A 23,346-nucleotide genomic window follows, 5' to 3' on the forward strand; every position below is an offset into this window, starting at 1 on the left:
GTCGGTTAGTAAGCTTTAGAGTGCGTAATAAACTGAGTTTTAGTTTTGTCCCGCACTCATTATTTTAATAAGAAATAGAAGGGAAATTAAATGAAAAGAAAAGTGTTTATTTTAGTGAGTGCAGTTTTATTGTTAGCTGGATGTACGAAAGTTGTCAAAATGAATAATCTTGAGTTTAGTGAAAGTAAAAAAGAATTTAAAACGAAATTAATTCAAAATACCAAAATAAAGTTACTATCTATTGATGCAATGCAGTCTGGAGTAGATGAAGAGAAAAAAATGATTCAACTTCATTTTGAAATCAAAAATGAAGATAGTTCAGTTATTGGCATTGGTGGCAGTGATTTTAAATTATACGCAGCAAAAACACAATATAGCGTAGTAAGCGACGCGAATAATATTGGTGAAGAAATTGAAGTTGGAAAACAAACAAAAGGGAATATTTATTTTGAAGTACCAGAAAATTTGAAAAATGCTGAACTTGTGTATATCCCAAATGAAAAAATTATAGGAAAGTGGGATCTAATTATTCCACAGTCAAAATAATAAAGGAGAATTGAAATGAAGATTTTAATAATGGGATTAGGTTATATAGGATTACCGACCTCAGTAATGTTTGCAAATCATGGTCAAGAAGTAATCGGCGTAGATGTAAATCCACATACAATAGAAAAGCTAAAAAAAGGACAGGTTCATATTGAAGAGCCTGGGCTACAAAAAGCGTTACAGTCAGCTTTACATAAAGGGAATTTTAAACCGCAACTAACACCAGAAAAAGCAGATGTTTTCATTATCGCTGTTCCAACTCCAAACAATGAAGATGAACATAAGTCATGTGATTTATCTTATGTTCTAAATGCACTAGAAAATGTATTAGTATATGTGCGAAAAGGAAACACAATTATCGTGGAATCAACTATCGCACCAAGATCTACCGAAGATTATATTTTACCTTTGATTGAAGAAAAAGGATTTATTGTTGGAGAAGATATTTTCTTAGTGCATTGCCCAGAAAGAGTTTTACCCGGACAAGTCTTAGAAGAATTAGTATACAATAATCGAATTATTGGTGGCGTTACTCCAAGATGTACGTTAGCAGGAAAAAAAGTTTATGAAACGTTTGTCAAAGGAGAATTGATAGTAACAGAAGCAAAGACTGCAGAATTATCAAAGTTGATGGAAAACACTTATAGAGACGTAAATATCGCATTATCAAATGAACTAACAAAAATAGCAAATGACTTATCAATTAATGTTTTAGATGTTATTGCCATGGCGAATAAACATCCACGCGTAAATTTACATATGCCGGGACCAGGTGTTGGAGGCCATTGTTTGGCTGTCGATCCCTATTTTATTGCTGCTTCTTCACCAGAATACTCACCATTGATTCAGTTAGCAAGAAAAGTAAATAAATCAATGCCGGAATATGTTTTTGATATTGCTATAACAATGATGAAAAAAATAAATGGAAACAAGATTACTGTTATGGGGTTAACTTACAAAGGAGATATTGATGATGTAAGAGAAAGTCCAGCCATGGAAATCTATAAGCGATTAAAAGAAGAAACCAATTTTGAAATCATTGCATTTGACCCGCACGTTGAAGCGACCTTTGTTGAAAAGAATCTGCAAACTGCATTAGAAAACTCAGACATGGCATTTATTTTATCGGATCATAGTGAATTCAAAAAATTAAATCAAGAAAATTTCCGAGTGATGAGAAATGTAAATATCTTCGATACAAAAAATATTTTAGAAGAAAAAGGTGATAACTATTACAATTTCGGAAACCTTTATGAAATGATGTCTTAATTTAATGCTTAAAGTATCGAAAAGGAGCTTACAAGTTTGGGGCAAAAAATATTGTTAATTACTCAAAACTATTTCCCTGAAATAGGTAGTGCTGCAAATAGAATGAAAAATTTTTATGAAACCCTGTCTGAAGATAACGAAGTAGATGTTATTACGACCATTCCTCTATATCCAGATACTCGTTTGTATTTGGATAAACAGGAAAAGGGCTCTGAAAATATTACTCAAGTTAATATTAAGATGAAAAAATATGAAAAAAATTTATTTTTTCGATTTTTATTATATATAGAGGTTTTAGTAAAAATTCTTTTTGTCATATTAAAAAGGAAAGGAACCTATGACAAAATTTTCGTTTCTTCACCGCCACTATTCATTATCTTAGCAGGAATTGTTGCAAAAAATAAATGGAAAGCCGATTTAATAATGGACATACGGGATTTATGGCCAGACTCGTTAGTGGGAATCAATAAATTTACTAATTCTTTTTTTCTTAAAATAGCTTTTACATTAGAAAAGAAACTGTATAGATCAGCAGATAAGATTATCATAAATAGTCAAGGTTTTGAAAGCTATTTAGCAAAGAAGGGAATGCGTAAAGAAAAATTAGTTTTTATACCTAATAGCTTAACTAAAACTGATTTCGCACTAAAAAAAAAAGAAAAGTCAGAGCTATTTACAATTATTTACACAGGGAATGTTGGGTTAGCACAAGATTTTGATATTTTTCTTAAGGTTGCAGAAAAACTAAAAATGGACGATCAGATTAGGTTTGTTGTGATTGGATATGGTTATAGAATAGAATATTTAGAAAAAAAAATTAAAGAAAAGAAATTAGAGAACATAGTGAAAATTCTTCCACCAAATTCAAGGGAAAATGCATTGAATGAGGTAAAACAAGCTGATTTGGCTTTTCTTAGTTTGAAAAATCATCAGATATTTGAATCTGTACTTCCTGGGAAATTAATTGATTACTTAGGTTGTAGTATTCCAATAATAGGCGTTCTTTCAGGATATAGCAGAGCAGTTTTAGAGAAATCAAATGCAGGAAAAGCATTTAACAATCAAGACATAGCAGGTGTTATTCATTTCATAAAAAAAATGAAAACTCATGACGAAACCAGACAAAAAATGAGTGCAAGTGGATTGCAATATGCTGAAACGTATTTTAATTGGGAAAAAAATAAGTACAAGTTAAAGGAGCTATTTCAGTGAAAGGTCAGTTCGTAACAATGTTTGTTTGGAATCAATTCACTAATGATGCACGTGTCATGCGTAGCTGTAGTACGTTGGCTAATTCAGGCTATCGTGTTCAATTAATTAGTATTCAAGATAAGAGAAAAAAGTTACCAAAAATGGACGAAGTATCGAAGTCGTTCTTTGTCTATCGGACGTCCAGCACGATTCCAAAAATAAAATTTAGTCAATATTTAGTTTTTCTTTTGCTGTTTTTTTTCTTGTACTACCGCCATCATATAGCATTTTTACTGTTTCTCTTTGCGATGATTTATCTGTACAAAAAAAGAAGATTCATTAGAATTAGTTGGATTTTCATGGGGATGATGAAGCAAGGAATAAGTAGGCCATGTACTGTGATTCATAGCAATGATTTAAATACCTTACTTCAGGGCGTTATTTTAAAAAAAATCAAACGTGTCCCATTGGTATATGATTCACATGAAGTCCATAGCAGTCGCACCGGATATGATAGTAAATGGTATGAAAAAATTGAACGTTATCTCATTAAATTCGCGGATACGGTAATCCATGAAAATGATACCCGAGCAGCTTATATACGAGAGTTATATCAGATAAATCCAGAAGTAATCCACAATTATCCAACCAAAAAGATGAAAGAAGAAACACACAATGATCTAAGAGAAAAGTTACATATAAAATTAGAAGAGCCGATTCTTCTTTATCAAGGAGGAATTCAGCAAGGTAGGGGATTAGAAGTTTTAATTGAAGCAATACCTGAGATTTCTAAAGGAAAACTCATATTGATAGGGGATGGGAAAATCAAAAATGACTTAAAGAAACTGGTAGCTAAGTTAGCGTTAGAACATCGTGTCTATTTCATTGATAAAGTTCCTTTAAATAGCTTACATCACTATACACAACAGGCATTCATAGGCTTTCAGGTATTAAATAATGTATGCTTCAATCACTATTCTGCATCTTCGAATAAAATGTTTGAATATATTATGGCAGAAGTGCCCGTCATTGCTTGCGATTTTCCAGAAATGAGAAAAGTCATCTCTGAATGGCAGGTAGGCGTTTTAGTAAACTCTCATTCAAGCCAATCGATTGCTGATACGGTCAACAATCTAATGAACAATCAAGCAGCTTATTTTCAAATGAAAGAAAATTGTAAACGAGCAAAACAACATTTTAATTGGGAAAATGAAGAACATATTTTACTTGAAATTTATAAAAATTTATTGAGATAAAAGGTGAAAAAACTTGGAACGTAGCAATTTGATAGAAGAAGTGGCAAAGCTGACAGAAGAAAGAAACCAAGCACTTCATGCTTTAGAAAATTATAAAATCGAACACGAAATAAAGTCTAAGGCTAATGATAAAAAGAAAGAATCAGAGATAAGATTAAAACAAATAATACTATTATTAGACAAGGCATCAAAAGAAATTTCTGATAGTAAACGGGAAAATGATCAAACCGTTGAAAAACTGATAGAAGTTACAAAGAAACTAGAAGATCTAAAAGAAAAATATAAAAAATTAAAGAGTGAAAAAGACTATTTTGAAAGGGAAACAATTAAATTAAACAATACTAAGATCATAAAAGCAACTAGAAAATATTGGAAAATCTTAAATAAAAAAAGAGGTGTTCAGTAGTATGAGCAAAATTTCAACTGAGATCATGCAAATGCGTGAAAGCTTATTATCATTAATAAACCCAACAATTTTACAGAAAAAACTGATAATGACATCAGATAATTGGTTTTGTTCGAATCCTGCAATAAACATCCAAGCACAAGAAAATGAAATTGTATTTGTGAATGCCTCAGATCAGTCCAATTATGTCTCATTAATCGAAAAAAATACATACTTTAATAGTCTGCCTAAACAAAAAATAGAGGTATACCCAAATGAGAAAATAAAGTGTGAAATGAATTTTGATATTGTAGGAAAATCAACGGTAAACATAGCAATTATTGAATATAGCCATTTGAAGAAACTAAAATCTACACTATATTCATGTAAAAGTTCTTTTATCCATGAAATGTCTGATCAAACGTATTCGATACGCATAGCTGTAAAAATTAGCGGCAAAGGAATTGCTAGTTTACATAATGGGAGCATTGATCGTTTTACTGATTATACAGATAAGCCAACTATTACATGTGAATCTCGACCAAGAAATAAAAAAAATAAAAAAAATAAAAAAATCACCCAATTAAAACAGTTGAATGTTGCCGCTATTTTTGATGAATTTACAACAAGTTGCTATAAAGAAGAAGTTACCTTAATTACGTTCACTCCCGATGATTTTGAAAAAGTGTTGGATGAACATAAACCAGATTTTTTATTTGTTGAAAGTGCTTGGCGAGGAAATCAAGGTTCATGGGAATACAAGATTGGTAAGTATGCAAATGAGGATGGGGCAGAATTAGCCCATTTGTTGGATTGGTGCAAAAAAAGAGCGATACCAACAATTTTCTGGAATAAAGAAGACCCTATTCATTTTGACAAATTTATTGATGCAGCAAAAAAATTTGATTATATATATACAACTGATTCAAATTTAATTGAAGAATATAAGAAAAAATGCAATCATAATCAGGTTTACGCTCTGCCATTTTCTGCACAGCCTGAATTTCATAATCCTATAGATATACGTGAAGGACGTAAAAAGAAAGTCTCGTTTGCAGGTTCCTATTATACTAACCGACATATTGATAGGAAAAATGATATGGAAGAGGTTTTAGATGTTGCATCTTCTTTAGGATTGGATATCTATGATCGTAATTTCAAAAAAAAACAGCAAGGGATTACGGAGTTTTCTTTTCCGAAAAGGTTTCATGCAAAAGTAAAAGGAAGCTTGGCCTATAGTGAAATTGCACTAGCTTATAAAGGGTACGATTTTATGGCTAATGTTAATAGTATCAAATACTCTCCTACCATGTTTTCAAGAAGAGTGTTTGAAGGATTAGCAAGTGGAACGCCGATTATCAGTAGTTATTCAGAAGGTATAAAAAAAATGTTTGGTGATATTGTGATCGTCGGCGACAAAGAGGAAAGCTTAAAAGAAAAATTCGCAAAGATTGTAAAGGATAAAGAATTATATCAGCGAAAAAAACTACAAGGGATTCGAGAAGTTATGTTAAATCACACGTATTCTAACCGTCTTCAATTTATCCTAAAAAATTTAAACATCAACTTTGACTTAGCCGAAGATGTAACCGTAATCGCAGAAGCGGATACGGTTGAAGAACTTGAGAAAATAATGACTATGTACAATAAACAAATGTATTCAAAGAAAAAAATATTGGTTTTTTCTACTATTACTCCTAAAAATGTGGGGTTCTTAGAGCTGAACAAAGAAAAAAATATTGAAGTTATCATAAAAAACACCGTAAATGCATGTAAGAAAATGACGCAGTTGATTACGACGAACTATTTTATTTTTATGGATTCCAGACATTTTTACGGAAAACATTTTATTGAAGATTTGATAGCAGGATCAATCTATAGTAAAGCAGATATTGTGACAAAAAATAATTATTACGAATACAGGGGACATAACATTTTAGAAGTTGGTAAAGGTCAAGAATTTAAATATTCAAATCAAGGCAACTGGGGTTGTTCTTTAGTGAAAACAAATTATTCAACAACGGATAATGCGATGGAGTTTATAAATAGGATGAAAGAAGAAGCCTCTTTAGAGTATGAATTTAGTTCTGGAAAGCGGATATTTAGTATAGATAATGCTAATTTTATCAAGAATGGTAGTGATTTATTAACTAAAGATCAGCAGAGGTTTGACATATAAAGGAGAAATAGTCATTGAGAAAATTAAGAGTGTTAGTTTATGGTGACGTAGATTTAAACTATATCGATGGGTCATCTGTGTGGTTGACATCAACAATCAAAATGTTAGCAGAAGGAGAAAATATTTTAACAGATGTCTTGTTAAAAGCAAAAACAAAACATCGTTTGTTAGTTGATGAAATGTCTAATTTAAAAAATACTAAAATAATTGACCCACGAAGTCTGTTTTCAAATGATTCATTTGAAAATAGAAACCGTATGAATGTCCAAGAAGCTGTCAAAATCATCCAAAAATTAGATGAGAAGGCTGACTACCATGTGATTATTATTAGAGGGTTAGACTTAGTGAATGAGCTGAAAGACAATGTGGTGTTAAGCAAAAAAACGATTCCTTATATTACTAACTTTGAACATGACTATTCTAAAATAGCAATGAAAGAAAAAAAATTATTGAAAGAAATTTATCAACGATTTCCTAAAATATTCATGCAAACGCCTGAAATGAGGGATTCTTTTAGCACTATTATTGAACAAAAACCTAAAAAAGTTGCACTGTTATATCCGATGATTCCCAATATCACTAAAATACCAGTATTCAAAAATAGAAATAGTCGGATTGTGTATACTGGTAAGTTTGCTAAAGAATGGTATATAGAAGAGTTATTAGATATATTTGAACAACTAAAGGTGTATGAGGGAGGCTATCATTTAGCAATTGCTGGAGACAAATTTCAAGGGAAATTAATGAACAAAAAAGAAGATATTATAAGGAGATTCGAGACGATTTCCAATCTGACATGGTATGGAGCTGTTTCTAGACAAGAAAGTCAAGAAATCATTGCAAGTTCAGATGTTGGTTTTAGTTATCGTTCGTGTGCTATTGACAGTTATAATAGCGTTGAACTGTCGACAAAGTTGTTAGAATACGGCGGATTAGGCAAACCAGTTATTTGTAGACCTACTCGGATGCACAAACAACTTTTAGGAGAAGACTACCCCTTATTCGTATCGAGTGAAAAAGAATGTATTGAAAAAATCAGAAGGTTATTTAACGACATTGACTTTTATCATGAAGCAAGTAGACAGTGTTTTGACGCGGTTCAACCTTTTACATTCAAAAATAGTTACCAGCGATTAAAGTCTGTCTTATGGTCTTTTTATAAAGAACCTGTTAAGTTGTTAGTTGCCGGACATGATTTGAAGTTTTTAGATTCAGCAATCTCCGCTTGGAAAAGTGATAGAAAGTTTGAGGTTAAGATTGATCATTGGACAGGCCATAATAAACATAATGAAAAGGATAGCAAAAAATTATTGGAATGGGCAGACATTATTTTTTGTGAATGGGGTTTAGGAAATACTGTATGGTATTCAACCTATAAAAAGCAACATCAAAAATTAATTGTTCGTTTACATGCTCAAGAAGTAAAGACTGTGTATCCAAAAAACTATCTCTTAAAAAACATTGACCAATTTATTGTTATTTCTCCTTCGATGTATGAAAAGTTTCATGATGAATGCCAACTACCAAAAGAGAAGATCACAACGATTTACAATATGATTGATACCAACAACTATACAACGGATAAAGTTAAAAGCGCTCAATATCATATTGGCATGGTCGGCATTTTGCCTGAAATTAAAAGAGTAGACCGAGCGTTAGATATCCTTGAAAAACTAATAGAAAAAGATAATCGTTATAAATTATTTATTAAGAGTAAATTACCAGAAGAACTAGACTGGATGAAGAATAGACCAGAAGAATTAAACTATTATACCAAACAATTTGACCGTATAAAAAATAGTCATCTAAACCAACATGTGTATTTTGATAAATATGGTTCTAATATGAACAAGTGGTTTGAGAAGATTGGCTTCGTCCTTTCTACAAGTGATAATGAGAGCTTTCATTTAGGACCGATGGAAGGAATGGCGGCTGGCTCAGTTCCCTGTGTTATCAATTGGGAAGGTGCAGAAACTATTTATCCCAAAGCATTCATTAAACAGAATACGGATGAGATGGTTCAAATGATTCTAAAATTAAATGAATATGCAGAGATAGATAGAGAAGCATTATCTGACTATCCTAAAAAATATTTTAATGCCGCTATTATTATCAAAAAACTAAAAAAACTTATTATTAACATATCACAAAATTAGAGAATAGTTATTGATTTTTAGAAGGGAGAGGAGTGATTATAGAAGAATTAATTTTTTTAAAGCAAGAGATGTTGAATACTAATGTTGTATGGACATTTGATTTACTAAAATTTGAGCCAGAACAGAATTATGAATATGCCTATTATATATGGAAAGAAGGTGGCATTATTGAGCGGTTTCCTTACAAAAAAATAGTGAAAAAAACAGTAACTATTAGTTATAACATAACTGAGAGCGGAAACTACAAATGCCAAGTATTTGTTAAGAAAAAGCAAAAAATAATTATAAATAGAAATACGGATATTTGCCCCGTTGATTTGATGGCAAAAAAGATAATGAAGACGACCTATTACAATGAACAAGTTTATTTTAATGATATTCCTGTCCGTTATGTTTTTAAAGAAAGTCCAATCAAGTCGACTATTTTAGTCATTTGTTTTTCGGGGATTTCTTCGAAAGAATTTAAAGGAGGATCTCCAGTTTATAATTATATAAAAACGCTAGACGGCTTGTCAATTCACCGCTTATATATACTCGATGATTTTCAAAAAAAATTTTGTTATTATCTTGGGGAAAAAGGAAACAGAGAATTTGAGCGTGCAATTAATTCGTTGATTACAACTAAAGCAAACGAATTAGAAATAACAAGTCAAAATATTGTATCTACAGGATCGAGTAAGGGTGGGACGGCAGCGTTGTATTATGCATTGACTTATAACTACGGACATGCAATTGTTGGTGCACCTCAAATCAGAATTAGTGATTTTTTAAAGAGCACTTATAAAAATAACTACATGAAAAGAGTCTATAAGTTTCTACATGGAGAAAACGAGCAAGTAATGTCTGAGTACTATAACAATATACTTTATATGAGAATGGCATGTAACCAAAAAAGACCAGAATTATTTTTTCATATTGGAGATCAAGATTATCATTATAAAGAGCATTTATTACCGTACTTAAATTACTGTGATTCAATCAATGTTTCCTATAATTTAGACATTCAAAGCTACTCAGACCATTCACAAACAGGCAGCTTTTTCTCCCCTTATTTGAGAAAAACACTTACAGATATTCTTAATAAAAAGAGGGGGAAAAATGAGATCATTTATTGAAATTATCCAAGTTCAGTTAGTGAACTGGCATCTTATTTTAAGAATTTCTAGATTTGAAAGAAAAGCCAACTATGCTTCCTATAAAATTGGTCGATTTTGGGAGATTTTGAATCCGTGTATTCAAGTTGCTATCTATTATTTGATTTTTGGCGTTGCTATGAATAAAGGGACTGTTTCAGAACATGATATTCCTTATATCCTTTGGCTTCTAGCGGGTATTATTCCATGGTTTTATATCAGTAATAATATAACACAAGGCGCGAATTCAATTTATAGTCAATTATCTATTATATCTAAAACAAACATGCCAGCAGCTATTATCCCCACCGTTGTTCTTGTCAATAATATGCCAAACTTTCTAGTGATGGAATCATTGCTGTTGTTGCTTGCTTTTCTTTCTAATTATTTCCTATATATAAAGGTTTATTGGTTGGTCTATTATACGATAGCGATGATTACTTTCGTTTTTTCTCTGAATATGTTAACTTCAACAATCACTATAATTTTTAAGGATTTCAAATTAATGTTAAACTCAGCAATGAGGTTATTAATTTTTGTTTCAGGCGTTATTGCCCAATTTGATTTAAATAATGATCGTTTATTATATAAAGTCCTACAATTGAATCCGATTATGTTTTTAATTCGAGGATTTCGTTTTGGGATGTTTGGCATAGGACAAGCAAACATCAAAGAAGTGAATCAGTTATATTTTTGGAATTTTGTTCTAGTTGTCTATTCTATAGGCGCTTTTATTCATACTAGATATAGGGATAGATACAATAATTATATTTAATGGAGGTTAACGTTGAATGTCATTGAATTTAGAAATGTTAGTAAATATTTTTCTTTAAAAAAAATTGGGTCATATCGCTTATTCGATAGAAATCAAAAAATAATTTTAAAGGCCGTCGATAATGTTTCTTTTAAAATCAAAAAGGGGAATATTGTTGGTTTAGTTGGATTAAACGGGTCAGGAAAGTCAACCCTATCTGATTTAATTGCTCAAACGAGTAAGCCCACATATGGAAAAATTTTCTGTAAGGGGAGCGTTTCGTTGCTAGCAATAAATGCTGGATTGAAACCCAACTTATCGGGGATCGACAATATAAAATTGAAGTGTTTGTATCATGGGATTAAAGAAAAAGAAATAAAAAAAATCATTGACAAAGTTATAAAATTTTCAGAACTTGCTCCGTTTATCAACCAACCAATTAAATTATACTCGAGTGGAATGAAGGCAAAACTTGGGTTTAGTATAGCGATTCATTTGGATACAGATATTTTAGTGATAGATGAAGCTTTGGCTGTAGGGGATCAAACATTTTATCAAAAATGTTTAGATAAGCTTTTAGAAAAGAACAGAGAAGGCGTAACGATTATTTTTGTAAGTCATTCTCTGTCCCAAGTGAGAAGCTTATGTAATAAGGTAATGTGGTTAGATCAAGGCAAATTAATGAAATTTGGAGAAACTGAGGAAGTGCTTGAAGAATTTCAACTATTTATTAAGACTTTTAATGAATTAACCGAGACAAAAAAAAGAGATTATAAGAAAAAAAAAGAAAAAACACGTTTTTTAAGCAAGGATCAAATTCTGAAAAAAAATTTGAATTGCAAATGGTATTCCGTTGTGTATATTTCGATTATCACTTTGGCGTTCATTTACAATGTGTTTAAGATTTTAAGATGAGAAAAGAGCGTAATTTATGAGAAAAATTAAAGTAATGACCATTTTTGGCACGCGACCTGAAGCGATTAAAATGGCGCCAATAATTATTGAACTTAACAAACAAAAGAATATTTTTGATTCAATTGTAGTAACGACTGCACAACACAGACAAATGCTAGATCAGGTATTGGCTTTTTTTAAAATTAAAGCAGACTATGACTTGAATATTATGAAAGAAAACCAAACATTAACAAAAATAACCAATAATGTTATTAATGGTTTAGATTTAATTTTTAAGGAAGAAAAGCCAGACATTCTCTTGGTTCATGGAGATACAACAACGACCTTTGCAGCAAGTATTTCAGCATTTTACAATAAAGTACCAATTGGGCATGTTGAAGCAGGACTACGTACATTTTATAAACATTCTCCGTTTCCAGAAGAAATAAACAGACAAGTTACAGACGTATTAGCGGACTACTATTTTGCACCTACTATGGATGCAGCTAAAAATTTATTGAAAGAAAATCATGATTCCAAATGTATTTCTATTACAGGAAATACTGTAGTAGATGCGCTAAATTATACGGTTAAAGAAGATTATCAACATCCTATTTTGGATAAATTGAATCAAAATTCAAAAAAAATACTTTTTACAATGCATCGTAGAGAAAATTTAGGTCAACCGATGCAAGAGGTTTTTGAATCCGTTTTAGAAGTTGTAGAAAGTAATGAGGATGTAGAAGTTATTTACCCTGTACATTTAAATCCAAAAATACAGAAGCTAGCCAAAGAAATATTAGGGGCTCACAACAGAATACACTTAGTTAGCCCGATGGACGTCATCGATTTTCATAACATTGCTTCGAGGTGTTATTTTATTCTTAGCGATTCAGGTGGTGTACAAGAGGAAGCCTCTGCATTAAAAGTTCCAGTATTAGTTTTGAGAGAAACGACCGAGCGACCAGAAGGTGTAAAGTCAGGAATATTAAAACTTATCGGAACCAAAAAAACAGATGTGAAACATGCAATGGAAGATTTGTTAAACGATGTAGAACAGCATAAGAAGATGTGCGACGTAGAAAATCCATATGGAGATGGAACTGCATCAAGAAAAATTTTGACTATTATTCAAGAAAAATATACACAAAAGAGTGGATAAATGAGAAAACCTAAAAAAATAAGATTATCTTATTTAAATAAATGTTATGAGATCAAAATTCTACAAAACTAACTAAAAAGTGAGTTGAATCAAATGTCTAAAACAAAAGGAAAACAAGGCGTTGAACATACAAAGCGATCAAAAAAAATAGTACGAATAATACTTGGAATTTTACTTATCATAATACTTGTTATATTTGGTGCTGCTACTAAAGCATACTACGATATAAAATCTACAGTGAATGATACATACGAAGTGGTAGAACGTAAAACGAAAGTCATTAAACATCCGATAAGTACTGGCTCTAAAGGTCAATCTGCAAACATTTCAGATGCCGATCCTTTTAGTATTCTTCTTTTAGGCGTGGATACTGGAGCGCTAGGACGTACGGAGCAAGGCCGATCGGATACAATGCTTGTGGCAACGGTGAATCCATCAAAGAAGGAGACGCTGTTAGTAAGTTTGCCCCGTGATACCTACACAGAGATTATTGGACACAATACTAAAGATAAAATGAATCATGCTTATGCGTTTGGTGGAGCAGGCATGTCAATGGACACAGTAGAAAATCTATTGGAGATCCCGATTGATCATTACGTTACCATCAATATGCAAGGCATTGTGGATTTAGTAGATATTGTTGGAGGAATCGAAGTGAACAATCCTTTTGAGTTTAACTATCAAAAAACGAGCTTTATAGCAGGCAAACAACATTTGAATGGAAAAATGGCGCTGAAGTATGCGCGGATGCGTTATGATGATCCAAATGGTGACTATGGCAGGCAAGCACGCCAACGTCAAATTATAACTGGCATTGCGAGACAACTATTAAGCATGGAAGGCGTAACAAATTATAAATCAATCCTAGAAGTCATGAGTAAGCAAGTAAAAACAGACTTATCTTTTCAAGATGTACAAACATTGGTTGGAGATTATCATGCTGCATTTGGAAATATCAAGTCAGACCAGATGAAAGGTGAAGGATTTATGCAAGATGGTATTTCTTACCAACGAATTGAGCTGAATGAATTAACACGTGTAAAAGATGAACTGAAAGCCCTATTAAACTAAAGATGAGTGAAAATATTCAAGACAGGAAATATTAAGTGACTTTCTATTGATGGTATTTTTTTAGAGTTTGAACGTAGTGCTGGAAATCAATATATCAGGAAAAATTAAAGCAGAAATAAAATAACTGTTTATGCTTTTTGAAAGACTGATCAGATTTCCTTGTTCTTTTGTAGGCTAAAATATTTTCTTATCGTAATTGATAGATCGAATTATTTTCTCTTTATGAATTAAGAAACATTTATCATACGGGGAATCAATAGAATAAAATTTATTTTTGGAGGTTAATATAGATTCATATGGTTAATTTAACGATTTATATTATTGAGGATAGTTTAAGTTTTCAAAGAAATTTAAATACAGCTTTACGTGAAAAACTAAGAGAATTTTTGGGTTACATACAATTTAACATTGTTTCTATTGTAAATTTCATTGATTTTTACAATAATATACACCTCCATAATTTTTCATCTGTAGACATCTTGATTATTGACATTGATTTAAATACCTACTTTGATGGGATTATGCTAGGTAAAGAGATAAGAAGAAAAAGTAAAACATGCAAAATGATTTACTTAACTGCTGTTGAAAACAAAGTAATAGACATTATTAATGAAAACATTTATCCAGAAGGCTATGTTGTAAAGTCCGAAAATCTTGAGAATACAGTTCTTCAAGTCATTCAGCAACTAAAAAAAATAGTTATTGATTATACAAATAATGACAAAAAATTATTAATTACCTCTGGTACTCAAAAAAATTTAGTTGCTTACAAGGAAATTTTATACATAGCTGTTGTTCCTGGGATACGAAATGGTTTGTTACTGCGAAGCGATGCTCAAGAGATGCTATTTATCGGTACACTATCTAAAATAAAAAAAGACCTCACTTCTCCGCCATTCATTTTAAACTTGAAATCGTTTATTATTAATTTTGACGCCATAAAAACTATGAATAAGACTGAGGGAATCATTATATTTAGAAATGATTCTGATCTGTATATCGGAAAACAAGCTGTAAAAAAAATAGAAGATTTTCAGAAAGGAAAATCGCAATAGCAAACGATTGTGTGGGGTGCATAGCATGTAGTCGCTATTTTTGTAGGGATAAAAAGTCTCCTATCAGTTTTGAGTATAAAATCCTTAATTAACTAAATAAGGTTTGAACGATTTTCTCAAAATCTTACATCCATCTCATTTTTTTTAACGAAGAATGAGCATAAGGGATTCCTTTGTAACTATAGGGATTCCTTATTTTAGTTTGTCTTGTTTTAGAATTCAGCACGTATTTTTTTGAATTTTCTGTGTGTCTGTTCATAGAAAATTCCCCTCTCACTTTTTCTGTCTATCAGGATAGACTAAAATATTTTTAAAATAAAATTATGTCATAGAATACTATGAATCCGCTTTAAAAAAACGTTGTAATTTTAAAAAAAAATGTACCATATACATACTAGCTAAAATAATATAATTTTTAATGGGAACAGGAGGTTAAATGCTATTTTTTTGGAAAAAGTAATTTTAGCAAGAAAAACAAACAAACTAACTATTTTGACTGTTAATTAGAAAAAGTAAAATTTCAACAATAAAAGTCTGGACAGAGAAATTCGAAACTTAATTAGCACTTAGAATAAATAGAATTCGTTTGAGAAAAGAAAGGAACTGAGAGATGAAAGTAAAAAAAATATTTAGCACCTTATTAGCTACTACATTGATTTCACAATCATTATTACCTATCATGCAAGTGAGGGCAGAAGAAACTCAATATTCAGAGAATAGCCAAGCTATTGAAGCTAAAGCAGATGCAATGAGTACAGCTGGAACTGAAGTAGAAAAGCGAGCCCTTTATGACACGTCTGATGCATATTGGATAGCAAGAGCTAGATCAATAATAAACTTCGTCACAAAGGATGGCGTAATTAAAATTGGATCAGCGATAGGAAAAGAATATTTAGCAAATACGGTAGAAGTTATAAACAAGATTAACAATAGTTCTTCTGAAAAAGCTGAACTGGTCAAGGGCTTTTTAGAAATGAAAAGACAGTATGAGTATAATAGTACGCTAGAGAATGATATTCAAGATTTATTTTTTTATGGGACTACGTCAATATTAAAATCTTATGTAACACAAAAGACGATTGATAACTTAGAAGCAAGATTACCGGGTGTTGTAGAGGAGAATTGGCGCGGAAGAATGGGGAACCAACTTTCGTTGGCACAGAATATATTAAATGAAGAAAGTAAAGATAAAGCAGCGAAAGAAGCAGTGAACAATTTATTTAAGGATAGCACGCACGCATCATTAAATGATAACACAGTACAAGCAACAATCGATGCAGCGAAAAACTTAGTTGACGGATTGCCAACAGGCGAAGTGAAAACCCAATTAACTGCGGAAATCAAAAAAGCGCAAGAGCTGTTAGACAAAACGAATCAAGAAGCCGCCGCCGAAAAAGCAGGGAAAGAAGCAGTCAACAATTTATTTAAAGATGCTTCACACACAACGTTAGCAGACAAAACAACTCAAGCAACAATCGATGCAGCGAAAAACTTAGTGGATGCATTACCATCAGGTGAAGTTAAAACGGAATTAACTGCAGAAATCAAAAAAGCGCAAGAGCTGTTAGACAAAACGAATCAAGAAGCCGCCGCCGAAAAAGCAGGGAAAGAAGCAGTCAACAATTTATTTAAAGACAGCACACATACATCATTAAGCGACAAAACAACTCAAGCAACAATCGATGCAGCGAAAAACTTGGTCGATGGATTGCCAACAGGCGAAGTTAAAACGCAATTAACTGCAGAGATCAAAAAAGCGCAAGACTTCTTAGATAAAAAGAACCAAGAAGCAGCCGCCGAAAAAGCAGCGAAAGAAGCAGTGAACAATTTATTTAAAGACGCTTCACACACAACGTTAAACGATAAAACAACTCAAGTAACAATCGATGCAGCGAAAAAATTAGTAGATGCATTACCAACAGGTGAAGTGAAAACACAATTAGCCGCAGAGATCAAAAAAGCGCAAGACTTCTTAGATAAAAAGAACCAAGAAGCAGCCGCTGAAAAAGCAGCAAAAGAAGCAGTGAACAATTTATTTAAAGATGCTTCACACACAACGTTAAACGATAAAACAACTCAAGCAACAATCGATGCAGCGAAAAAATTGGTCGATGGATTGCCAGCAGGCGAAATGAAAACCCAATTAACTGCAGAAATCAAAAAAGCGCAAGACTTCTTAGATAAAAAGAACCAAGAAGCAGCCGCTGAAAAAGCAGCGAAAGAAGCAGTGAACAATTTATTTAAAGACGCTTCACACACAACGTTAAACGATAAAACAACTCAAGTAACAATTGATGCAGCGAAAAAATTAGTCGATGCATTACCAACAGGTGAAGTGAAAACACAATTAGCCGCAGAAATCAAAAAAGCGCAAGACTTCTTAGATAAAAAGAACCAAGAAGCAGCCGCTGAAAAAGCAGCGAAAGAAGCAGTGAACAATTTATTTAAAGATGCTTCACACACAACGTTAAACGATAAAACAACTCAAGCAACAATCGATGCAGCGAAAAAATTGGTCGACGGATTGCCAGCAGGCGAAATGAAAACCCAATTAACTGCAGAAATCAAAAAAGCGCAAGACTTCTTAGATAAAAAGAACCAAGAAGCAGCCGCTGAAAAAGCAGCGAAAGAAGCAGTGAACAATTTATTTAAAGACGCTTCACACACAACGTTAAACGATAAAACAACTCAAGTAACAATTGATGCAGCGAAAAAATTAGTAGATGCATTACCAACAGGTGAAGTGAAAACACAATTAGCCGCAGAAATCAAAAAAGCGCAAGACTTCTTAGATAAAAAGAACCAAGAAGCAGCCGCTGAAAAAGCAGCAAAAGAAGCAGTGAACAATTTATTTAAAGATGCTTCACACACAACGTTAAACGATAAAACAACTCAAGCAACAATCGATGCAGCGAAAAAATTGGTCGATGGATTGCCAGCAGGCGAAATGAAAACCCAATTAGCCGCAGAAATCAAAAAAGCGCAAGACTTCTTAGATAAAAAGAACCAAGAAGCAGCCGCTGAAAAAGCAGCAAAAGAAGCAGTGAACAATTTATTTAAAGATGCTTCACACACAACGTTAAACGATAAAACAACTCAAGCAACAATCGATGCAGCGAAAAAATTAGTAGATGCATTACCAACAGGTGAAGTGAAAACACAATTAGCCGCAGAAATCAAAAAAGCGCAAGATATATTATCAGATGACTATTGGATTACAATAGCTACCCAAAAATTAACCCAATTATTGGATGGTGGAATTAGCTCGAAAGTTGTTGGAGAGGATCTTACTGAAGTTCAAGAGTATATAAATAACATTCAAAGCAATCAAACTAAAAAGAATGAACTATCTACTATATATATGAATGCTATAGAACAATTCGTATATAATAATAACTTAGAAAAAAGTATTAAGGAACTATTTCAAGAGAATGGTACTTCATTAAAACCCGATGTAACTCAAAAAATGATTGATAACTTAAAATCGCAACTATCTGGTGTTGTAAATAGAGATTGGTTTGGTGAATTATTTTGGAAACTTTATGAGGCACAGAACCAATTAACTAATCAAAACGGAACTAAAGCAAAAGAAGCAGTTGACAAACTATTTACAAATAGCTCACATACATCATTAAATGAAAAAACAACTCAAGCAACAATCGATGCAGCGAAAAACTTAGTGGACGCATTACCGTCAGGTGAAATGAAAACACAATTAACCACAGAAATCAAAAAAGCCCAAGACCTGTTAGACAAAAAGAATCAAGAAGCCGTCGCCGAAAAAACAGCGAAAGAAGCAGTCAACAATTTATTTAAAGACGTTTCTCATACAACGTTAAACGACAAAACAACCCAAGCAACAATCGATGCAGCGAAAAAATTGGTCGACGGATTGCCAACAGGCGAAGTTAAAACCAAATTAACTGCAGAAATCAAAAAAGCGCAAGATCTGTTAGATAAAAAGAATCAAGAAGCTGCCGCCGAAAAAGCAGGGAAAGAAGCAGTCAACAATTTATTTAAAGACGCTTCTCATACAACGTTAAACGACAAAACAACTCAAGCAACAATCGATGCAGCGAAAAAATTGGTCGACGGATTGCCAACAGGCGAAGTTAAAACCCAATTAACTGCAGAAATCAAAAAAGCGCAAGATTTCTTAGATAAGAAGAATCAAGAGACAGCTGAAAAAACAGCGAAAGAAGCAGTCAACAATTTATTTAAAGACAGCACACATGCATCATTAAGCGACAAAACAACCCAAGCAACAATCGATGCGGCGAAAAACTTAGTGGACACATTACCAACAGGTGAAGTGAAATCGCAATTAACTGCAGAAATCAAAAAAGCGCAAGAGCTGTTAGATAAAAAGAATCAAGAAGCAGCCGCCGAAAAAGCAGGGAAAGAAGCAGTCAACAATTTATTTAAAGACAGCACACATGCATCATTAAGCGACAAAACAACCCAAGCAACAATCGATGCAGCGAAAAACTTAGTGGACGCATTACCAACAGGTGAAGTGAAATCGCAATTAACTGCAGAAATCAAAAAAGCCCAAGACTTCTTAGATAAAAAGAATCAAGAAGTAGCAGCGAAAGAAGCAGTTAACAATTTATTTAAAGATGCTTCTCATACAACGTTAAACGACAAAACAACCCAAGCAACAATTGATGCAGCGAAAAAATTAGTGGACGCATTACCAACAGGTGAAGTTAAAACGGAATTAACTGCAGAAATCAAAAAAGCCCAAGACTTCTTGGATAAAAAGAATCAAGAAGTAGCAGCGAAAGAAGCAGTCAACAATTTATTTAAAGACAACACACATGCATCATTAAGCGTCAAAACAACTCAAGCAACAATTGATGCTGCAAAAAAATTAGTGGACGCATTACCAACAGGTGAAGTGAAAACGCAATTAACCGCAGAGATCAAAAAAGCACAAGATTTATTAACATTAGTAGATGATTCTAAAATTGACGTGGACGATTACGTAATTGGAAATAGCCGATATGTTAAAGGTAATATCTCAGGAAAAGTAATCAAGAAGGCTGTTTTAGAAATCAATGGAGAACTGAAAAAAAGTATTAATGTATCTACAGGTCCTTTCCAATATTGGGCAATGGGTCAAATTATGAATGAAAAAGATGAAGTATTTGTTATTGGTTTAGATATTTATGGTAATGAAGTTAAAAGAAGTAAAGTGAACATTATTCCTTTTGACGAAGCAGAAAAAATAAACTTGACTGTTTCTTCGTTTCTTCTCGGAAAAGATAATTATATAACTGGTACTTACGAAGGAAGTATTAAAACAGTGGCTTTAAGAATTGATGGGGTATTGACACAAAAAATCGCTGTAAAAGATGGAGTTATTAAATATTATGCAAAAGGAAAAATAACAAATTCTTCATCAACCGTTGAACTTGTGGCAATGAACGTATGGGGGAAAGAGGTTGCTGTAAAACCAGTCAAAGTTAGTGATGTTATTGCTTCTATGAAAGTTGATTTGTATAAATTAGGTGAAAGATACATTCAAGGAACGTATTCTGGAGACGCTAAATATATGGCTATTGAAATTAATGGAATTAAACAACAAACGATTGGCATCGCTAATGGGATACTGAAATATTATGCTAAAGGCAAAATAAATTCTGTAGACGATAAAATCAATATTATTTTGATGGATGGAAATAAAACAGAAATTCAACGTACACCATTGAAAATTTTAGCTACTTCTGGAACATTAGCAATAGATAGTTATAAGCTAAATGCTAGTCATATTACTGGATCATTTACCGGAGATATTGTTAAAGTTCGATTGGTTATCAATGGTGTTACTCAACGAGTAATACCAGCTTCAGCTGGTAAAGTTCAATACTATGCACGTAATCTGGTAACAAAAGTGACCGATAATGTATTAATAGAAGGTCTAGATGCTAGTAATAATGTGTTAGATAGTAAAACAGTAGAAATTACAAACTAAGTAAAGAATTGTTAGAAACATCATTGTGGGGCACTTTAACCTTAGATAGGTACAAATAGTTTGGTGTGTTGAACGAATAATGAAGTGGATTTTATGTAAAAAGGAGAAGATAGAAGTGGAGAAAAGAACGTTTGGAATTTGGGGTCTTTTGATAATCGTATTCTTTGTAAGTCTTACCAGTTCAAGCGCAATAGTAAGCGCAGAAGAGACGAATTTAAATACCAGGGCAATATTACCGAATAATGACAGAGTCCAAATAAAAGATGCCACACAACAACCTTATCAGGCAGTATGTTTCATCTACGTAAACAATGCTACCCAGGGATCGGGTGTGGTTATAGGGGAAAATGCTATATTGACTAACAGACATGTTGCAGCGGCTGCCAAAAATGGGAATGCAACCAATATAAAAGTAAATGTAGCCCGAACTTCTAACACTGAATTTAAAGGCACATTCAATGGGGAAGAAATAAAATATAGCCCTGACGGACAAGATTTAGCTATTGTGTATTTAAAACCGAATGCTAATGGACAGAATATTGGAGATCTTGTAGCCCCTGTTGAATATATAAGTAACCCAGTAACTACAGTTGGAACACCTATAAGAGTTATTGGATATCCAGGGGATAAATCTTGGGCTACAATGTGGGAAAGTAAAGGAATATCTACAACAGAAACTACAAATAGAATTTATTATAATGCGAGTAGTTTTGGTGGGAATTCAGGATCACCTGTTTTCAATGACCAAAATCAAGTAATCGGAATCCATTTTGGTGCAGTTAGTAGCGAGAATATGGCTGTTCGATTTAAATCAAGTATTTATGAGTTTATTAGAAAGAATGTTGAACCCCAAAAAATAGAGTTGATAGGAATTGGTGTCGGAGGAAAAGGTGAGTTTGCGCGAGTGTCCATGGAAATTGGAAAGGATAGACTTGCGACTATTTATAAGTCTAGTAAATATGCTTTTAATCCTTATTTTGGAAATAGAGTTTATGCTTCCATAAAAATTGTTGAAGCTGATGGTACGGTCATCTATGATCAAAGCTGGAATGGAAATCAAGGTGTTACAAAATATGAACAAGATAACATCCATTTAAAAGAAGGTAGTATTGTAGAAATCTATCATGCAGAAGGAACAAGCCACCGTTACAATACAAATGATGATGTTGAATTAAAATCTATAAAAGCGAACCGATATGTTTATAAATTAATTGATCGCCAACTCATCTTGTTGGATACAGACAATTAATATTAGCTGTTTTATACTAGATGCGAGTGGTGGAACAACAGAAAAAGTAATTGACCCAACGAAGTATACGGTTGTGAATGCAGATAGTAATAATAACACCGGAACAGTAATTAAAAAGGTGGAACAAACAATAACTGTCAAATTTGAAACAGTCGATCACGAAGACTTAGATCCTGTGGTGAAGCCAGTCACGATTAAAGGAGCGGTTGGGACAGAAATTGTCCTATCTAAGAATGAAGATGTGAAAAAAGCACTTCGTTCTATAGATGCAGAGCATTACCAATCTGTAGACAAGCCAGCGGATAAAATAACGATTAGCGATAGTCCTCAGACGGTTGTGTACACATTTGATGGAAAATTATTTATTGAATCATCTCCATCAACGATGTCTTTTGGCACACAAAAGATTCAAAAAGGGATTCACTTCATTAAAGTAAATAACGCCGAATTTGATAAACCGTTAGTGATTTGGGATAGTAGGAAGAAAAGTAACAAATGGAATGTCACAGCGACCTTAGAGACACCATTTACAAATGTGACAGAGGCTACTAAAACATTTCCAGATGAAGTCCTCAAATATAAAAAAGAGGACAAAAGTATCGTTGAATTCAGGCAAGGAGATGCAGAGATACTCGCAGAAAAAGCAAGTGATGGTGTAAAAAATGATTATACATTGAGTGAAGATTGGAAGACAGGAAAAACAGGGTTTAAAATAGAAATTCCTACAGACGAGGACGTCGCACATAGGGGTTATCGTGCCAAAATTTTATGGCAAGTAGGAAATACGCCATAAAAGGTAGAGACTAAAGGATACATTTTAAAAACTAGAGGAAAGGAGAAACGGTATGAAAAAATATAGCTGGATTTCGTTTCTCCTTTTCTGTCTCTGTTTACTTTCTCAAGGGATACGAATAAACGGTGGAAGCAGAAGCAACGACTACGTTGCCATTCAATTGCATCGAATGCCACATGTTAAAGCACTAAGAATCGAAGTATATTGAAAGAGCCTAGGATTTTTTGGCTCTTTTTTATCAGCAACAGTATCAAAAATTAAAAATTAAGCTAGAAC

The 23,346-nt window shown here is 32.7% G+C and carries 16 protein-coding genes; all 16 read left to right on the forward strand.

Annotated elements, in window-relative coordinates; all coding sequences use genetic code 11:
- Nucleotides 1–90 precede the first annotated feature (90 nt).
- The 16 genes from AC4BB7_RS01555 to AC4BB7_RS01630 all read left to right on the forward strand — a co-directional run bounded on the left by AC4BB7_RS01555 (nucleotide 91) and on the right by AC4BB7_RS01630 (nucleotide 23,070).
- Entirely contained in the window at nucleotides 91–546 is a 456-nt protein-coding gene (locus AC4BB7_RS01555) for a DUF4352 domain-containing protein (RefSeq protein ID WP_490484173.1), read from the forward strand.
- Between the two features lie 15 nt (nucleotides 547–561).
- A complete protein-coding gene (locus tag AC4BB7_RS01560) occupies nucleotides 562–1,815 on the forward strand; it encodes a nucleotide sugar dehydrogenase (RefSeq protein WP_490484174.1) in 1,254 nt (417 codons plus the stop codon).
- A 36-nt stretch (nucleotides 1,816–1,851) separates the two neighbouring features.
- Nucleotides 1,852–3,027, forward strand: a complete 1,176-nt coding sequence (locus AC4BB7_RS01565) for a glycosyltransferase family 4 protein (RefSeq protein ID WP_490484175.1) — start codon at nucleotides 1,852–1,854, stop codon at nucleotides 3,025–3,027.
- Nucleotides 3,024–4,262 carry a glycosyltransferase gene (locus tag AC4BB7_RS01570; RefSeq protein WP_490484176.1) on the forward strand — a complete coding sequence of 413 codons (1,239 nt, stop codon included), beginning with the start codon at nucleotides 3,024–3,026 and terminating at the stop codon, nucleotides 4,260–4,262. Before AC4BB7_RS01565 ends, AC4BB7_RS01570 begins: the two co-directional genes overlap by 4 nt.
- Nucleotides 4,263–4,290: 28 nt before the next feature.
- Nucleotides 4,291–4,668 carry a hypothetical protein gene (locus AC4BB7_RS01575; RefSeq protein WP_490484177.1) on the forward strand — a complete coding sequence of 126 codons (378 nt, stop codon included), beginning with the start codon at nucleotides 4,291–4,293 and terminating at the stop codon, nucleotides 4,666–4,668.
- Nucleotide 4,669: 1 nt separating this feature from the next.
- Nucleotides 4,670–6,826, forward strand: coding sequence for a CgeB family protein (locus AC4BB7_RS01580; protein ID WP_490484178.1), 2,157 nt, complete (start codon nucleotides 4,670–4,672; stop codon nucleotides 6,824–6,826).
- Nucleotides 6,827–6,840: 14 nt separating this feature from the next.
- Nucleotides 6,841–8,982, forward strand: coding sequence for a glycosyltransferase (locus AC4BB7_RS01585; protein ID WP_490484179.1), 2,142 nt, complete (start codon nucleotides 6,841–6,843; stop codon nucleotides 8,980–8,982).
- A gap of 32 nt (nucleotides 8,983–9,014) precedes the next feature.
- Nucleotides 9,015–10,097, forward strand: coding sequence for a hypothetical protein (locus AC4BB7_RS01590; protein ID WP_490484180.1), 1,083 nt, complete (start codon nucleotides 9,015–9,017; stop codon nucleotides 10,095–10,097).
- Nucleotides 10,081–10,890: an ABC transporter permease gene (locus AC4BB7_RS01595; RefSeq protein ID WP_490484181.1), complete on the forward strand. Its 810-nt coding sequence runs from the start codon at nucleotides 10,081–10,083 to the stop codon at nucleotides 10,888–10,890. The genes AC4BB7_RS01590 and AC4BB7_RS01595 overlap by 17 nt, the downstream gene beginning before the upstream one ends.
- A 12-nt stretch (nucleotides 10,891–10,902) precedes the next feature.
- Nucleotides 10,903–11,784 (forward strand): ABC transporter ATP-binding protein, encoded by an 882-nt coding sequence (locus tag AC4BB7_RS01600; RefSeq protein WP_490484182.1) that lies wholly within the window; start codon nucleotides 10,903–10,905, stop codon nucleotides 11,782–11,784.
- A 16-nt stretch (nucleotides 11,785–11,800) separates the two neighbouring features.
- Nucleotides 11,801–12,925 carry a non-hydrolyzing UDP-N-acetylglucosamine 2-epimerase gene (wecB, locus tag AC4BB7_RS01605; RefSeq protein ID WP_490484183.1) on the forward strand — a complete coding sequence of 375 codons (1,125 nt, stop codon included), beginning with the start codon at nucleotides 11,801–11,803 and terminating at the stop codon, nucleotides 12,923–12,925.
- 93 nt (nucleotides 12,926–13,018) lie between these two features.
- Nucleotides 13,019–13,996, forward strand: a complete 978-nt coding sequence (locus AC4BB7_RS01610) for an LCP family glycopolymer transferase (protein WP_490485109.1) — start codon at nucleotides 13,019–13,021, stop codon at nucleotides 13,994–13,996.
- 296 nt (nucleotides 13,997–14,292) lie between these two features.
- Complete coding sequence (locus AC4BB7_RS01615; protein ID WP_490484184.1) at nucleotides 14,293–15,051, forward strand: LytR/AlgR family response regulator transcription factor; 759 nt, start codon at nucleotides 14,293–14,295, stop codon at nucleotides 15,049–15,051.
- A 610-nt stretch (nucleotides 15,052–15,661) separates the two neighbouring features.
- A complete protein-coding gene (locus AC4BB7_RS01620) occupies nucleotides 15,662–21,028 on the forward strand; it encodes a toxin Cry1Ac domain D-VI-related protein (RefSeq protein WP_490484185.1) in 5,367 nt (1,788 codons plus the stop codon).
- A gap of 115 nt (nucleotides 21,029–21,143) precedes the next feature.
- A complete protein-coding gene (locus AC4BB7_RS01625) occupies nucleotides 21,144–22,277 on the forward strand; it encodes a trypsin-like peptidase domain-containing protein (RefSeq protein ID WP_490484186.1) in 1,134 nt (377 codons plus the stop codon).
- A gap of 73 nt (nucleotides 22,278–22,350) precedes the next feature.
- A complete protein-coding gene (locus tag AC4BB7_RS01630) occupies nucleotides 22,351–23,070 on the forward strand; it encodes a hypothetical protein (protein WP_490484187.1) in 720 nt (239 codons plus the stop codon).
- Nucleotides 23,071–23,346: the final 276 nt, after the last annotated feature.

This window comes from Enterococcus sp. AAFC-DPL-5182 (assembly GCF_058216605.1).

What these genes read in the sequence shown, in the direction of transcription:
- AC4BB7_RS01595 (WP_490484181.1), top strand. Translation starts at nt 10,081, where the DNA reads ATGAGATCATTTATTGAAATTATCCAAGTTCAGTTAGTGAACTGGCAT.
- AC4BB7_RS01620 (WP_490484185.1), top strand. Translation starts at nt 15,662, where the DNA reads ATGAAAGTAAAAAAAATATTTAGCACCTTATTAGCTACTACATTGATT.
- wecB (WP_490484183.1), top strand. Translation starts at nt 11,801, where the DNA reads ATGAGAAAAATTAAAGTAATGACCATTTTTGGCACGCGACCTGAAGCG.
- AC4BB7_RS01560 (WP_490484174.1), top strand. Translation starts at nt 562, where the DNA reads ATGAAGATTTTAATAATGGGATTAGGTTATATAGGATTACCGACCTCA.
- AC4BB7_RS01580 (WP_490484178.1), top strand. Translation starts at nt 4,670, where the DNA reads ATGAGCAAAATTTCAACTGAGATCATGCAAATGCGTGAAAGCTTATTA.
- AC4BB7_RS01615 (WP_490484184.1), top strand. Translation starts at nt 14,293, where the DNA reads ATGGTTAATTTAACGATTTATATTATTGAGGATAGTTTAAGTTTTCAA.
- AC4BB7_RS01555 (WP_490484173.1), top strand. Translation starts at nt 91, where the DNA reads ATGAAAAGAAAAGTGTTTATTTTAGTGAGTGCAGTTTTATTGTTAGCT.
- AC4BB7_RS01610 (WP_490485109.1), top strand. Translation starts at nt 13,019, where the DNA reads ATGTCTAAAACAAAAGGAAAACAAGGCGTTGAACATACAAAGCGATCA.